Annotated in this window: 16 protein-coding genes and 1 pseudogene; 9 read left to right on the forward strand and 8 right to left on the reverse strand. The window is 54.3% G+C overall.

Annotated elements, in window-relative coordinates; all coding sequences use genetic code 11:
- Window positions 1-39 precede the first annotated feature (39 nt).
- From EDF82_RS23150 to EDF82_RS23160, 3 genes are all read left to right on the forward strand, one after another.
- Complete coding sequence (locus EDF82_RS23150) at window positions 40-333, forward strand: co-chaperone GroES (RefSeq protein ID WP_003855929.1); 294 nt, start codon at window positions 40-42, stop codon at window positions 331-333.
- Window positions 334-372: 39 nt separating this feature from the next.
- Window positions 373-2,019 carry a chaperonin GroEL gene (gene groL, locus EDF82_RS23155; RefSeq protein ID WP_123757824.1) on the forward strand — a complete coding sequence of 549 codons (1,647 nt, stop codon included), beginning with the start codon at window positions 373-375 and terminating at the stop codon, window positions 2,017-2,019.
- A 133-nt stretch (window positions 2,020-2,152) separates the two neighbouring features.
- Window positions 2,153-2,506 carry a DUF4156 domain-containing protein gene (locus tag EDF82_RS23160; RefSeq protein ID WP_004856962.1) on the forward strand — a complete coding sequence of 118 codons (354 nt, stop codon included), beginning with the start codon at window positions 2,153-2,155 and terminating at the stop codon, window positions 2,504-2,506.
- 82 nt (window positions 2,507-2,588) lie between these two features.
- Here the strand turns inward: EDF82_RS23160 and epmB are convergent, their stop codons facing one another.
- Entirely contained in the window at window positions 2,589-3,620 is a 1,032-nt protein-coding gene (epmB, locus tag EDF82_RS23165; RefSeq protein WP_123757825.1) for an EF-P beta-lysylation protein EpmB, read from the reverse strand.
- A 40-nt stretch (window positions 3,621-3,660) separates the two neighbouring features.
- On the opposite strand from epmB, the gene efp reads away from it, so the two are divergent.
- The 4 genes and pseudogenes from efp to sugE all read left to right on the forward strand — a co-directional run bounded on the left by efp (window position 3,661) and on the right by sugE (window position 5,215).
- On the forward strand, window positions 3,661-4,227 hold the full coding sequence (gene efp, locus EDF82_RS23170) for an elongation factor P (protein ID WP_123757826.1): 567 nt from the start codon (window positions 3,661-3,663) through the stop codon (window positions 4,225-4,227).
- A gap of 91 nt (window positions 4,228-4,318) precedes the next feature.
- Window positions 4,319-4,439 (forward strand): annotated as a pseudogene (locus EDF82_RS23175) (entericidin A/B family lipoprotein).
- A gap of 171 nt (window positions 4,440-4,610) precedes the next feature.
- A complete protein-coding gene (ecnB, locus tag EDF82_RS23180) occupies window positions 4,611-4,757 on the forward strand; it encodes a lipoprotein toxin entericidin B (protein ID WP_004097935.1) in 147 nt (48 codons plus the stop codon).
- A gap of 140 nt (window positions 4,758-4,897) precedes the next feature.
- Entirely contained in the window at window positions 4,898-5,215 is a 318-nt protein-coding gene (gene sugE / locus EDF82_RS23185; RefSeq protein ID WP_123757827.1) for a quaternary ammonium compound efflux SMR transporter SugE, read from the forward strand.
- Here the strand turns inward: sugE and EDF82_RS23190 are convergent, their stop codons facing one another.
- The 5 genes from EDF82_RS23190 to frdA form a co-directional block, all read right to left on the reverse strand.
- Window positions 5,216-5,746 (reverse strand): lipocalin family protein, encoded by a 531-nt coding sequence (locus EDF82_RS23190; RefSeq protein WP_123757828.1) that lies wholly within the window; start codon window positions 5,744-5,746, stop codon window positions 5,216-5,218. It abuts the gene before it with no gap.
- A gap of 112 nt (window positions 5,747-5,858) precedes the next feature.
- Window positions 5,859-6,218 (reverse strand): fumarate reductase subunit FrdD, encoded by a 360-nt coding sequence (gene frdD / locus EDF82_RS23195; protein WP_004856982.1) that lies wholly within the window; start codon window positions 6,216-6,218, stop codon window positions 5,859-5,861.
- Between the two features lie 10 nt (window positions 6,219-6,228).
- Window positions 6,229-6,624, reverse strand: coding sequence for a fumarate reductase subunit FrdC (gene frdC / locus EDF82_RS23200; RefSeq protein WP_123757829.1), 396 nt, complete (start codon window positions 6,622-6,624; stop codon window positions 6,229-6,231).
- 10 nt (window positions 6,625-6,634) lie between these two features.
- Complete coding sequence (gene frdB / locus EDF82_RS23205) at window positions 6,635-7,369, reverse strand: fumarate reductase iron-sulfur protein (RefSeq protein WP_032689849.1); 735 nt, start codon at window positions 7,367-7,369, stop codon at window positions 6,635-6,637.
- A complete protein-coding gene (gene frdA, locus EDF82_RS23210; protein ID WP_123757830.1) occupies window positions 7,362-9,152 on the reverse strand; it encodes a fumarate reductase (quinol) flavoprotein subunit in 1,791 nt (596 codons plus the stop codon). Before frdA ends, frdB begins: the two co-directional genes overlap by 8 nt.
- Window positions 9,153-9,428: 276 nt before the next feature.
- Here frdA and epmA point away from each other — a divergent pair, with 276 nt between their 5' ends.
- Window positions 9,429-10,406 (forward strand): elongation factor P--(R)-beta-lysine ligase, encoded by a 978-nt coding sequence (gene epmA / locus EDF82_RS23215; protein WP_123757831.1) that lies wholly within the window; start codon window positions 9,429-9,431, stop codon window positions 10,404-10,406.
- Window positions 10,407-10,486: 80 nt separating this feature from the next.
- On the opposite strand, the gene EDF82_RS23220 is transcribed toward epmA, so the two are convergent.
- The gene (locus EDF82_RS23220; protein WP_123757832.1) at window positions 10,487-12,586 is read right to left on the reverse strand and encodes an alpha-galactosidase; all 2,100 of its coding nucleotides are present in this window, start codon (window positions 12,584-12,586) and stop codon (window positions 10,487-10,489) included.
- Window positions 12,587-12,607: 21 nt separating this feature from the next.
- On the reverse strand, window positions 12,608-13,846 hold the full coding sequence (locus tag EDF82_RS23225; RefSeq protein WP_123757833.1) for an oligosaccharide MFS transporter: 1,239 nt from the start codon (window positions 13,844-13,846) through the stop codon (window positions 12,608-12,610).
- 250 nt (window positions 13,847-14,096) lie between these two features.
- On the opposite strand from EDF82_RS23225, the gene EDF82_RS23230 reads away from it, so the two are divergent.
- Window positions 14,097-15,077, forward strand: coding sequence for a LacI family DNA-binding transcriptional regulator (locus EDF82_RS23230; protein ID WP_123757834.1), 981 nt, complete (start codon window positions 14,097-14,099; stop codon window positions 15,075-15,077).
- Window positions 15,078-15,085: the final 8 nt, after the last annotated feature.

Below are 15,085 nucleotides of genomic sequence, written 5' to 3' on the forward strand. Positions count from 1 at the left end.
CCCATAACTGATAATGACTTTCTCGAAGGAGAGCTATCAATGAGTATTCGTCCGTTACATGATCGTGTGATCGTCAAACGTAAAGAAGTTGAAACCAAATCTGCAGGCGGCATCGTTCTGACTGGTTCTGCAGCAGCCAAATCAACTCGTGGCGAAATCATCGCTGTCGGTAAGGGCCGCATCCTGGAGAACGGCACTGTGCAGCCGCTGGACGTTAAAGTTGGCGACATCGTTATTTTTAACGACGGCTACGGTGTGAAGTCGGAAAAAATCGACAATGAAGAAGTGCTGATCATGTCTGAAAGCGACATTCTGGCAATTGTTGAAGCGTAATTCGCGCGCGAAACTGAACGAATTTGAGGAATAGAAAAAATGGCAGCTAAAGACGTAAAATTCGGTAACGACGCTCGTGTAAAAATGCTGCGCGGCGTGAACGTACTGGCAGATGCAGTGAAAGTGACCCTGGGTCCGAAAGGCCGTAACGTGGTACTGGATAAATCCTTCGGTGCACCGACCATCACCAAAGACGGCGTGTCCGTTGCACGTGAAATCGAGCTGGAAGACAAGTTCGAAAACATGGGCGCGCAGATGGTTAAAGAAGTTGCCTCTAAAGCGAACGACGCTGCAGGCGACGGTACTACCACCGCAACCGTACTGGCTCAGGCGATCATTGCAGAAGGCCTGAAAGCCGTTGCTGCTGGCATGAACCCGATGGATCTGAAACGTGGTATCGACAAAGCTGTCGTTGCTGCTGTTGAAGAACTGAAAACGCTGTCCGTACCGTGCTCCGACTCTAAAGCTATTGCTCAGGTTGGTACCATCTCCGCTAACTCCGACGAAACTGTAGGTAAACTGATCGCTGAAGCGATGGATAAAGTCGGTAAAGAAGGCGTGATCACCGTTGAAGACGGTACCGGTCTGGAAGACGAACTGGACGTGGTTGAAGGTATGCAGTTCGACCGCGGTTACCTGTCCCCATACTTCATCAACAAGCCGGAAACTGGCGCTGTTGAGCTGGAAAGCCCGTTCATCCTGCTGGCTGACAAAAAAGTCTCCAACATCCGCGAAATGCTGCCAGTGCTGGAAGCCGTTGCGAAAGCAGGCAAACCGCTGGTTATCATCGCTGAAGACGTTGAAGGCGAAGCGCTGGCTACTCTGGTGGTCAACACCATGCGTGGCATCGTGAAAGTGGCTGCAGTTAAAGCACCGGGCTTCGGCGACCGTCGTAAAGCTATGCTGCAGGACATCGCTACCCTGACCGGCGGTACCGTTATCTCTGAAGAGATCGGTATGGAGCTGGAAAAAGCAACTCTGGAAGACCTGGGTCAGGCAAAACGCGTTGTGATCAACAAAGACACCACCACCATCATTGATGGCGTGGGTGAAGAAGGCGCTATCCAGGGCCGTGTTGCTCAGATTCGTAAGCAGATCGAAGAAGCAACTTCTGACTACGACCGTGAAAAACTGCAGGAACGCGTTGCTAAACTGGCAGGCGGCGTTGCAGTAATCAAAGTCGGTGCTGCTACCGAAGTTGAAATGAAAGAGAAGAAAGCACGCGTTGACGATGCGCTGCACGCGACCCGTGCTGCGGTAGAAGAAGGTGTTGTTGCTGGTGGTGGTGTGGCGCTGGTTCGCGTTGCCGCTAAACTGGCTAACCTGACTGCTCAGAACGAAGATCAGAACGTCGGTATCAAAGTTGCGCTGCGCGCAATGGAAGCTCCGCTGCGTCAGATCGTTTCCAACGCCGGTGAAGAGCCGTCTGTCGTTGCTAACAACGTGAAAGCGGGCGAAGGTAACTACGGTTACAACGCAGCAACTGAAGAATACGGCAACATGATCGACTTCGGTATCCTGGACCCAACTAAAGTGACCCGTTCTGCTCTGCAGTACGCGGCATCCGTTGCTGGTCTGATGATCACCACCGAGTGCATGGTTACCGACCTGCCGAAAAGCGATGCGCCTGATTTAGGTGCTGCTGGCGGTATGGGCGGCATGGGTGGTATGGGCGGCATGATGTAATCGTGCGCTATACCCCTTAGAAACAAAGAAACCCCCGGGCAGAAATGCTCGGGGGTTTTTCTTTTTCTCCTCTTTTTAGTATAAGGTGTACATCCGGGCCAGCGCGTCCAGCTCATTGATCATGGGGAATAACATGCAGGTAAGATATTTAGCAGGGATTGTCGGCGCAGCACTATTGTTAGCGGGTTGCAGTTCCAGCAACGAACTGAGCTCAGGCGGACAGAGCGTACGCTTTGTTGAAGACAAGCCGGGTGCGGATTGCCAGCTGTTGGGGACCGCGACTGGCAAGCAGAGCAACTGGTTGTCTGGTCAGAACGGTGATGAAGGCGGCTCCATGCGTGGCGCAGCTAACGCACTGCGTAACCAGGCAGCGGCAATGGGTGGCAACGTGATTTATGGCGTCAGCAGCCCGACGCAGAATCTGCTGTCGAGCTTTGTCCCGACCGACAGCGAAATGAACGGTCAGGTTTATAAGTGCCCGAACTGATGTGAGGTTGTGCCTTTCTCACCGTCGGTGAGAAAGCGGCCTGCACGTCGAGGGTCTGCCAGTTTATCCCCGGCAGACCTTTTCACGAATGTTGTTTCAAGCCTAAATCCAGCGGCGTCTTGCTTGGTTCGCCGCCAATCTCACGCGCCAGTTTTGGCACCATATAGCCTGACACCAGGGTCAACAGTTCGCGCATAATCGCCCGTGCTTCTTCATCATCGACCATAAAATGGGCCGCGCCCTGGACCTTATCCAGCACGTGCAGATAGTAGGGGATGACGCCAGCATCAAACAGCGCGTTGCTGAGATTCGCCAGCGTTTGCGCATTATCGTTAATGCCGCGCAGCAGGACGCTTTGATTCAGGAGCGTGACGCCCGCTTTACGTAAGCGCATCATCGCTTCACGAAAGTCGTTATCGATCTCATTGGCATGGTTAATGTGGTTCACCAGCAGTATCTGCAGCGACGATTGTTCAAACCGCGATACCAGCGTAGCGGTGATGCGCGCCGGAATGACAATTGGCAGACGGCTGTGGATGCGCAGACGCTTGATGTGCGGGATACCTTCCAGCTGCGTCAGCAGCCAGTCGAGCTCATGATCTTTCGCCATCAGCGGGTCACCGCCGGAAAAAATGATCTCATCGAGCTGCGGATGGGCGGCGATATACTCCAGCGCGGCCTGCCAGTTGCGTTTATTGCCCTGGTTTTCAGCATAGGGGAAGTGCCGACGGAAACAATATCGACAATTTACCGCGCAGCCGCCTTTCACCAAAAGCAGCGCCCGGTTGCGGTATTTATGCAACAAGCCAGGCACGACGCTGTGCTGTTCTTCCAGTGGATCGGTGGAGTATCCAGGGGCAGAGACAAACTCTTCCTGCGAGGTAAGTACCTGACGAAGAAGAGGATCATTGGGGTTTCCCGGTTCCATGCGAGCGATAAATGCCCGTGGAACACGCAGCGCAAACAGGCGCTTCGCATCACGCCCCGCCAATAAGTTTGCATCAGCGTCTACATTTAAAAGATGCAGCAGTTCATCAGGACTGGTCACAACATCGGCAAGTTGCGTTAACCAATCTTCTCTGGATGGGGTATTTAGGGTTACAATATGCGCCATTTTGTGGCTTAGCTACCAATTAACAATTTCAGAGGGCCTTATGGCGACTTACTATAGCAACGATTTTCGTGCCGGTCTTAAAATCATGATGGACGGCGAACCTTATGCGGTTGAAGCGAGTGAATTCGTGAAACCAGGTAAAGGTCAGGCTTTTGCTCGCGTTAAGCTGCGTCGTCTGCTGACCGGTACCCGCGTAGAGAAAACCTTCAAATCTACCGATTCCGCTGAAGGCGCAGACGTTGTCGATATGAACCTGACTTACCTGTACAACGACGGTGAGTTCTTCCACTTCATGAACAACTCTACTTTCGAGCAGCTGGCTGCCGACGAGAAAGCCGTAGGCGATAACGCTAAATGGCTGCTGGATCAGGCTGAGTGCATCGTGACCCTGTGGAATGGTCAGCCTATCTCCGTGACTCCGCCGAACTTTGTTGAACTGGAAATCGTTGAAACCGATCCAGGTCTGAAAGGCGACACCGCAGGTACCGGTGGTAAACCAGCAACGCTGTCTACTGGCGCTGTGGTTAAAGTTCCGCTGTTTGTTCAGATTGGTGAAGTCATCAAAGTGGATACTCGCTCTGGCGAATACGTATCCCGCGTGAAGTAATTCATGTTCTGAGATGGTTGGCGCAGCGGTGTGCTGCGCCTGCTATTGCACGTCAGGGTATGGTAAGCAAGGAACGGACAAGCAGGGGAAGATGAATAACTCAATTAAGCTTCTGATATTGCTCTCCCTGAGCGCAGTTTTGCAATACAGCCCGCGGCTTTGGTGAAGATATTCAGGGTCTGGGGCATGCCATTTCCCGTGCCGTCAGCTAGGCGCTTTTGCCAGGCTACATGATGCATCATCGCATCTGTTGTACCGTTGCACTTCCTTCTGTTGTTTCATCTCTCCTTTTCTCTTAAAAAACGCTGAGATCCCGCCATCCCGGGCCAGGTTGTCTATGCTTATAGGGCACGATAACTAAAACTGGTAATAAGGATGACATTATGGTGAAAAAAGCGATTGCAGCGTTCTTTACGGTTTTGGCCCTTTCTTCTGTGTTGACCGCATGTAATACAACACGTGGTGTTGGTCAGGATATTTCAGAAGGTGGTAGTGCCATCTCTGGGGCTGCGACTAAAGCTCAGCAATAGACCTCGACGGTACGGTTTATCGGCCGTACCGTTCTTCCTCTCTGCGACGTAGTTGCTTATAATACCTGCAATTTTCACACACCTTGCGGGACGACCCGTAAGCGTATCGCATCCGGGGACGGCCCCATCAAGGGGGTTCTGTGTCCTGGTTTGTTCTGTTTATTGCCGGTCTGCTGGAAGTGGTCTGGGCGGTTGGTCTGAAATATACCCACGGTTTTAGTCGCCTGGTGCCAAGCGTTATCACGATTGTCGCCATGGTGGTCAGCATGGCGATGCTGTCGTGGGCGATGAAGACGCTGCCTGTCGGCACCGCCTATGCGGTCTGGACGGGGATTGGCGCGGTAGGTGCCGCCATCACCGGTATCGTCCTGCTGGGCGAATCCGCCAGCGCTATGCGTATTGCCAGCCTGGCGTGCATCGTTGTCGGTATTATCGGGCTAAAGATCAGCGCACACTGACTAATAGTGCTGATTCACCCAGATAAGTTTACTGACGTCGAAACCTTGCCGGGTAGCAATGTCCAGCATCTGCTGTTTAACCTCCGGTGAGATTTGCGGCGAGCGGGCCAGCAGCCACAGATAATCGTGGTCTGGTCCGCAGACCAGCGCATGGCGATACTCTTTATCCAGCGCGATAACGTTGTAGCCGCCGTAGAAAGGGCCAAAGAAGGAGACTTTTAATGCTGCGCGGGTCGGTGAGCCGGTAAAGTAAGCCACGCCATCGGTTTTTTGCCACATCTCCCGGTCGGGGTTATAGCCTTTATTCACGACGTCCAACCCGCCATCGCCACGCAGGCTGTAGGTGGCGGTGACTTTTTCGAGACCGCTTTCAAACGAGTGGTCGAGACGGGCAATCTCATACCAGGTGCCAAGATAGCGCTGAGTGTCAAACGGGCTGACCACCGTCACGCCTTGCGGCGGTGTCGGCGTGCTACAGGCGACAACCAGAAACGACGCGGCAATAACCGCAATAATGGGCAGCACACGCATAGCATTTTCCTTGCTGGCTTTTTAGCTAAGTGTAGATTCTGCCTGGAAAAAAGCGGGGATATTTTCTGCAAAAGAGAGCCCGGTAACAGAATGCTACCGGGCATCTGGGACGTTAAATAAATAATACGCCGATCAGCGTCACGACCGTCAGAATGGCCGCCAGGCCGTAGAAGACCCATTTACCGTTCGGGACGTGGATTTTCAGGTCATGCATGGCGTGATGGATACGGTGTAACCCGCACCACAGCGGCAGGACGATCATCAGGAAGATGAAGGCGCGCCCGACAAAGCTCTGCGCAAAGCCCAGCACGCGCTCGTAGCTGAAAGCATCGCCTGGCGCCAGACCTAATGGCAGCAGGATACCTACCAGCAGCACCATCACCGGCGCGACAATCGCGCCCCACATGCCGCCGGCACCAAACAGTCCCCAGAAGACCGGCTCATCGGAACGTTTCGGGTTGGGATTGATCATTTCAGTCTCCTTACCAGAACAGGGCAACAAACAGGATCACCACGGTCACCAGCGCGGTCACCATCCAAAGCCCCTTAATCACCGGCTCTGGCCCCATTTTTTCACCTTTAAGAATGATATTGGCGGCTTTCGGCGCCAGCTCAAACCAGGTTTTGGTGTGCAGCAACGCGCCTGCCAGGGTGATCAGATTCAGGATCACCACCACCGGGTTCTGCAGGAAACCCACATAGCCCGCCCAGCTTTCTGCGCCGTGCTTCAGGGCAAACAGACCGTAAATCAGCACAATACTGAACCATACCGTCGGTACGGCGGTGCCTTCACGCACCATATAGAAGCGATAAAACGGCAGCTTTTTCCACCAGGTGGAGGTCATCGGCCGCACATAGGGTTTGCGTTTCGTCGTCATCATGCACTCCTTAGCGTGGTTTCAGGGTGGCGATAAGAAAGTCTTTCGAGCTTTCTACTTTGCCCTGCTGAATGGCAGCCGCCGGGTCGACATGCTTCGGACACACTTCCGAGCAGTAGCCCACGAAGGTGCAGGTCCAGACGCCATTCTGACCGTTCAGCTGCGCCATACGTTCCTTCTTACCGTGGTCGCGGCTGTCTTCGTTGTAGCGATGGGCGAGGGTGATCGCCGCCGGGCCGATAAACTCCGGATTCAAACCAAACTGCGGGCAAGCGGCATAGCACAGGCCGCAGTTGATGCAGCCGGAGAACTGATGGTATTTCGCCATCTGCGCCGGGGTTTGCTTGTTTGGTCCCTGGTCCGGGGTTCGCGGGTTGCCGATAATATAGGGCTTAATAGCTTCCAGGCTTTCGATAAAGTGGGTCATATCGACGACCAGATCGCGCTCGATCGGGAAGTTAGCCAGCGCCTCAACTTTTATGCCCTTGGTGTATTCACGCAGGAAGGTTTTACACGCCAGTTTCGGCACCTTGTTGACCATCATCCCGCAGGAGCCGCAAATCGCCATGCGGCAGGACCAGCGGTAGCTCAGGTCAGGCGCCAGGTTGTCTTTGATGTAGCCCAGCGCATCAAGTAGCGAGGTTTGCTCATCATACGGGACTTCATAAAACGCGCTGTGCGGTGCGGTGTCCACTTCCGGGTTGTAGCGCACCACTTCAATTTTGAGGTTTTTCATCTCAGCCATTTGCCGGCTCCTTCTTCTCGGCTGCTTCCGCTTCTGCACCATAGACACGTTTTGCTGGCGGCAGAGTGGTGATTTTCACATCGCCATATTCCAGACGTGTGGTGCCATCGGCATCGCGGAAGGCGAGCGTGTGTTTGAGGAAATTGACGTCATCACGTTCGGTGCAGCCTTCGTCGAGGCGCTGATGCGCGCCGCGCGACTCTTTACGGGCGATGGCGGAGTGCGCCATGCATTCCGCGACGTTCAGGCCGTGGCCCAGTTCGATGGTGTAGAGCAAATCGGTGTTGAAGACGCTGGAGTTATCGGTGATGCGCACGCGCTTGAAGCGCTCCTGCAGTTCCGCCAGCTTATCGATGGTTTTCTGCATCAGCTCCGGCGTACGGTAGATGCCGCAGCCTTCTTCCATCGACAGTCCCATTTCATCGCGAATTTTCGCCCAGTTCTCGTTACCTTCCTGATTGACGAGCGTTTTAAGGCGTTTTTCCACGTCGGCAGCCTGGGCATCCAGCGCTGTGCCGTTAGCTTCCCCGGCCTCAGCGGCGCGCTTCATGGCTTGTTCACCGGCAAGGCGACCAAATACCACCAGTTCCGCCAGCGAGTTAGAGCCAAGACGGTTCGCGCCATGCAGGCCGACGGATGAGCATTCGCCCACCGCAAACAGGCCCTTAATGCGGGTTTCACACTGCTGGTCGGTATCAATACCGCCCATGGTGTAGTGGGCGGTCGGGCGAACCGGGATCGGTTCTTTAACCGGGTCTACGCCGACATAGGCCTTCGCCAGCTCACAGATAAACGGCAGGCGCTCAAGCAGCTTTTTCTCGCCCAGATGGCGCAGATCGAGATACACCACGTCGCCGCGCGGCGTGGGGATGGTGTTACCTTTCCGCCACTCATGCCAGAATGCCTGAGACACTTTGTCGCGCGGGCCGAGTTCCATATATTTGTTTTTCGGCTCGCCCAGCGGCGTTTCCGGGCCCATGCCGTAATCCTGCAGATAGCGGTAGCCGTTTTTGTTGACCAGAATACCGCCTTCGCCGCGACAGCCTTCAGTCATCAGGATGCCGGAGCCTGGCAGGCCGGTTGGGTGATACTGTACAAACTCCATATCGCGCAGCGGCACGCCGTGGCTCAGCGCCATGCCCATGCCGTCGCCGGTGACGATGCCGCCGTTGGTGTTATAGCGATAGACGCGTCCTGCGCCGCCGGTGGCCATGACCACCGCGTTGGCGCGGATTTGCACCAGAGTGCCTTCCATCATATTCATCGCTACCAGGCCACGGGCCTGGCCATCATCGACCAGAATGTCGAGGACGAAGTGTTCGTCGAAGCGTTGAATTTGTGGGAACTGGAGGGAGGTCTGGAACAGGGTGTGCAGCATATGGAAGCCGGTCTTATCGGCGGCGAACCACGTGCGTTCGATTTTCATCCCCCCGAAGCGGCGTACGTTGACGCTGCCGTCCGGACGGCGGCTCCACGGACATCCCCACTGCTCAAGCTGGGCCATTTCCGTCGGGCAATGGTGGACGAAATAGTCGACGACATCCTGCTCGCAGAGCCAGTCGCCGCCGGCGACGGTGTCGTGAAAATGGTACTCAAAGCTGTCATGATCCTGCGCGACGGCGGCGGAACCGCCTTCTGCTGCCACGGTATGGCTGCGCATGGGATAGACTTTTGAAATCAGTGCGATTTTGGCATTTGGATTTGCCTGCGCCGCGGCAATGGCTGCGCGAAGACCTGCTCCGCCAGCGCCAATTACGGCAAGATCGGCTTGAAAAGTTTGCACGACATTCCTCCAGTTTTTGTTTATTTCGCCGCCGGACTGGCGAAAATGTATCACTGCTCCTTTATAGGTAAAGGAGTATAGCCGTAGGGTTGATGGGGAAAATTGATGTGTTCGATTTTTTTATCAATATGTGCGCCGGATTATTAGCTGCGGTTATGAATTTTGGTCAAAAATAAATTATCCGAATGCTTTACGGCGGCCAGTTTGCACAAAATTTGTTTCACCCGACGGTTACGAGTAGACTTCGTGCCCTTGTATGAAATCGGAGAAAGTAACATGAGCGAAACGGCAACCTGGCAGCCGAGCGCGTCCATTCCAAACCTGTTAAAACGTGCGGCGATAATGGCGGAAATTCGCCGTTTCTTCAGCGACCGTGGCGTGCTGGAGGTGGAGACGCCTTGCATGAGCCAGGCAACGGTGACAGATATTCACCTGTTCCCGTTCCAGACCCGTTTCGTTGGCCCTGGCTATTCGCAGGGGATGGATCTTTACCTGATGACCAGCCCGGAATACCACATGAAGCGTCTGCTGGCGGCAGGCTGTGGTCCGGTATTCCAGCTGTGTCGTAGCTTCCGTAATGAAGAGATGGGGCGGCATCACAATCCTGAATTCACAATGCTGGAGTGGTATCGTCCGTGCTACGACATGTACCGACTGATTAATGAAGTCGATGATTTACTTCAACAAGTGCTGGAGTGCCAGCCGGCGGAAAGCCTCTCTTATCAGCAGGCGTTCCTGCGCCATCTTGAACTGGATCCTCTGTCAGCAGATAAAACGCAGCTGCGTGAAGCGGCGGCGAAGCTCGATCTGAGCAATATCGCCGATACGGAAGAAGACCGGGACACCTTATTGCAGCTGCTGTTTACCATGGGCGTTGAGCCGCATATTGGTAAAGATCGTCCGACCTTTGTGTATCACTTCCCGGCAAGCCAGGCTTCTCTGGCGCAGATCAGCACGGAAGATCACCGCGTTGCTGAGCGCTTTGAGGTCTACTACAAGGGGATTGAACTGGCGAATGGTTTCCATGAACTGACCGACGCGCGGGAACAGCAGCAGCGTTTTGAACAGGATAACCGCAAGCGCGCGGCCCGCGGTCTGCCGCAGCAGCCGATTGATACCAACCTGCTGGGTGCGCTGCAGGCCGGTCTGCCAGACTGCTCCGGCGTGGCGCTAGGGGTCGATCGTGTCGTGATGCTGGCGCTGGGCGCCGAGAGTATCAGCGAAGTGATTGCCTTTACCGTCGATCGCGCCTAGGTCCTGTCACATACGCTGGCGTAGCGTTGAATAACGGAATCACATAGCCCGGCGTTCACTCTCGCCGGGCTATGAGAGAGTTAGCGGGATATCTCAAAAATGACCGCCGAGCGCGGCGGCAAAGTGACCGTCAGGACCTCCTGCTCATTGTGCCAGACGGCTTCATGTTGCACGGTGGCTGGATAACCCTGTCGTACGCTGCCTTTAAGCCCGGTCAACGGTAGCGCGCAGCTCTCCTGCGGTCCCTCTCGTCGCCAGACCGCCAGCCACACCTTGCCTTCTGTGGACTTCATGCCCAAAGCCACCCATTCGTCGGTAAAGCTCGAGAGCCCCAGCGGCCAGAACGGCAGCGCAGTGTTGATGTGCTGGCGCAACGTTTTGTAGTAGCGAATCGCCTCTTTGACCTGCTGAAACCCCCGCTCGGAGAGCTCCGCCAGATGGCCGCTCTGGTGAATGCGCAGCAGCATCGCCGAGACCTGATTAAAGATGACCGCCTGTTCATCATCATCGCGCAGTGGATAGGACCAGATAGCCGCCTGCTCCGGCGTGACGGCGGTAGGGGCGTTGGCGGCAATGGTGGCGTACTTCAGGTAATCTTCCTGATCGCTGGTTGACTGGATAGAGCAGCGGCTCAGCATGGCATAATCCATCCGCAGGCCGCCGCTGCCGCAGTTTTCAATGATCAACTGCGGATAGCGGGTAAACACGCGGTCCAGCCACGCCAGCCAGGCCCGGTTATGCTTCAGCAGACCGTCGCCGGCGCTATCGGCGTTCTGCTCGGTGCCAATGCCGGGCTCAATGTTGTAATCCATTTTGATATAGCCGACACCATATTCAGTGACCAGCCGGTCGATCACTTCATCGGCATGGCGAATGACCGCCGGGCTGGTAAAGTCCAACTGGTAACGGCTGCGGTCAAAGACCCGTTTACCGTGGCGCATGAAGAACCAGCTGTCGTCGGTTTCCGCCAGTTTAGGTGATTTCACACCCATGACTTCCAGTTCCAGCCACAGCCCAGGGATCATGCCTTTTTCGCGAATATAGCGAATCACATGCTGAATGCCTTCGGGGAAACGCTCTTCGCTCGGCAACCACTGACCCACGCCGTTCCACCATTCACCTTTGTCATACCAGCCGCAATCGATACAGAAATATTCGGCCCCCGCTTCAGCGGCGGCATCGATCAGCGGCAGCAGTTTTGCCGTTGTGGGATCGCCAAATAAGCAGTTCATGTAGTCGTTGAAGATAACGCCTAACTGCTGGTTATCATCATTGAGACGCCGGGTGCGGCGGCGATACTGGGTCAAGGTCGCCATGGCATCGGTGAAGCCCGCCTGGGTGACGCCTATCGCCACCGGAACAGAACAGAACGCGTCGCCGGGCTGCAGCTGTTTAAACCAGTGATGATAAAACTCATTCGGACCACCTAACTGCAGATAGAGTTGGTTGGCCTGATCGCCGATTTCCCAGTGCCATGAACCGTTATGCTCAATTTGCCAGAACAGGCCGGCGCCGGTGCAGCTATCTTCCAGATAGCCCATTGGCAGGTATTCTTTGCTCGACCACGCACCGGTATTACTGTAGTGCAGCGGTTTTGATGAACGCTGCAGCCCTTTCTGAATACAGGGCATGAACCCTAATTCATCAAACCGGTACTGTCGCCATTGCAGCTCACGGGTCCAGCTGTTGTGGGGAATATGCAATGTGAAGTTATCCCCCCAGTTTTTGGCGCTCTCTTTGGCAATGCCGTTAATCACAAAGCTGGAAAGATACTCTACGGTAAAGGCCTCATGACCTTGGTTACGAATGACGCTCCAGCTGCGGATCAGCGCCAAATGAGTATAAAACTGATAATGAACTTCAACCTGTGCGGCGGTGATGGTGTCATACAGGGTAAAAACCAGCTTGCGTCCGTCGCGATTGTGGGAGTCCTGGTGCTGCTGGTAGCGCAGCGTATAGCCCGGTGCCGTAGCGGTGAACCCGGCGCCATGTCGTTCAAGCGGCTTATCCAGCCCGGAAATATTGACCTCAACCAGATTAAAGCGCGATTGCTCATCGTGATTGGGGCCGATGGTGTCAGCATTAAACGGCAGGGCGGAAAAATGCAGCAGACGTGCCCGGTCGGCTAAATCGAAAACCATGGTAATACCGTTTTCAATGACGGATAAAAACTCTGACATATCAACTCCTGAATCGCAGGGTTATACGGTTGGCGCGGGGTGCAGCACCCGATTGCGCGATAACGTGAAAACAGAAATAACGGTGAAGCACAGCGCGATAATGCCGAGGACGGTATAGGACTGTTTGAAACCCATCGCATCGTACATACCGCCGATGGCGGTGCTCATGAAGATTTGGCTGAACTGCTTGGAGAACTGGAAGCCGATTAAGTACACGGTGGCAGACAGTCGCCAGTCGAAATTGGCGGAGATGTATTTCAGGGTGGCGATAATCAGAATCGAGCTTTCGAAGCCATGTAATAGCTTCATGGTGGAAATCATGATCGGGCCGGTGGCCATTGCGCTGCCGATAATACGGAAGGTCATGATAAAACCGCAGTACAGCAGGGCGTTTTTGGGGCCAATACGATTGACGATGGCCGGCGCGAAAAACATGGTTAACGCATCAAGGAAAATCTGTACGGTGTAGAGATAGCCAAATACTTCCGCTCCCCGTTCGCGGGTGGCGAAAAAGCTGCTGTAGTAGACAGCGAACTGTTGATCGTAGGTTTCATAAACGGCGCCAACGCCCACCATATACAGCACCAGAAACCAGAAGCGTCCTGTTTGCAGCAGGGCCAGCACATCGCCGCGCTCTATTTTTACCCGCTGCGGACTGAGCGCATCGTCTTGCATATGCAGGCCTGGGCGGAAGAAACAGAGCAACACGGCGAGGATCAGCCCGGCGCAGCTTGCCATGATAAAGATGTAGTTAGGGTTAATCGCAAAAAGCTTACCGGAAATAAAGGTACCGACCGCCGCCCCGATACCGCCCCACATTCTGGCACGGCCAAATTCAAACCCTTCGAGACGAGAAATTTTATCGATCCACGCCTCGCAGATCCCGCAGCCGCAACCAAACGTCAGGCCGATGAAGACGCCGCCCGCCAGAGCCCCGGCGATAATATTGATTTTGAGTAACGGGGCGAACACCCAGATCCACCAGGGGGCAAAAGCAATCATCAGCCCCGCCAGCATCCACATCAGGTGTTTACGGAAGTTAAGCTTATCGGCCAGGATGCCGAAGACGGGCTGGAAGACCACGGCGACAATAGCGATGCAGGTATACACCATGCCGACTTCGGTTGAGCGAATGCCAATTTTTTCCGTTAGCCATAATGACAGCCAGGGAAAGCAAGAACCCCAGCCGATAAAGAAAAAGAGAAACCATATGCTCGAGAGCAGGTAGTTCTCTTGCTTCATACCCTTTGCCGATAACATATAAAACCTCATTTTTAGTAAACAAGATATTGTTACCTTAAAAATTAACTTATCGTTTTGGGAAGAAGGCAATTATTGAAGCGTGAATAAGATCATGTTTCAAAACCAATTGAGCAATATATTTCATGGTGATAGCTAATATTTCCATATTAATCACGGCGGGATTTTTAGCTTAAAAAATCGAGGGTTGCTGTGGGTACGGCATAAATTTATAGTTAACGTAGTATGTTTATTTTTTATTGGGAGCGACATGACAAAGCCGGTCAGGATCAGAAGTATTGCTGAGGCGTGCGGGCTGTCCGTTGCCGCAGTATCCCGAGCCCTCAAAGGGCAGCCGGGGCTCAGGGAAGACACCCGGCAGAGAGTTATCGCGGTGGCGAAGGAAATGGGGTACGACTTTTCCCGTCTACGGGGAGATAAAATTAAGCGCGTCCTGTTTTTGCTCCATCGTCAGCATGATATTGCTCGTGCACTGCCATTTTATTCCCTGCTGTTGCTCGGCGTGGAGGACCACTGCCGTGAGCAAGGGATCGCCATGAGCTTTCTCTCCATCGGGCCTGGCGATAATGTCGATGAACAAATTGCATTGCATCATCCTGATGCCCTGATTTGTGCCGGATATTTTGAAAGCACGTTGATCATGGCGATACAGAAAACGAAGCTGCCGATGGTGCTGGTCGATTTATGGGCCCCTGATCTGCCCTGTGTGAATCTGGATAACCAGCATGGCGGATATCTGGCGACGCGCCATTTGATCGACACCGGGCGCAAGCGTATTGCCTTTCTTGCCAGCACTGCCGCCCACTACAGTATTCGTCAGCGGGAAAAGGGCTATCGTCAGGCGTTATATGAAGCGCAGATGATGATGCCGCCGGAATATGAAGTGATTGCTTCACCGCTGGTGGATACCAACCAGTCGCTGGTGACGGCAATGAACGAGCTACTGTCGCTACCGGTACCGCCGGACGCCATCTTCGCCTATAACGACGTGACGGCGATTGCGGCCATGAATATTTGTGAACGACGCGGGGTTCGTGTCCCACAGGATATTGCCATTATTGGCTTCGATGATATTGCACCTGCGGCGTGGAGTCGCCCGGCGCTGACCACCATTGCGGTCGACAAACATCAGCTCGGTTATCGGGCCGTGGGACTCTTGCTGGAAGGGGTGACACAGGCGGATGAAATGCTGCCCGTCACGCTGGTGGTGAGGGAAAGTACCGGGGGATAGCTCCCCCG

It is taken from the genome of Klebsiella sp. BIGb0399 (genome assembly GCF_003752615.1).
Taxonomy (GTDB): domain Bacteria; phylum Pseudomonadota; class Gammaproteobacteria; order Enterobacterales; family Enterobacteriaceae; genus Klebsiella; species Klebsiella lignicola.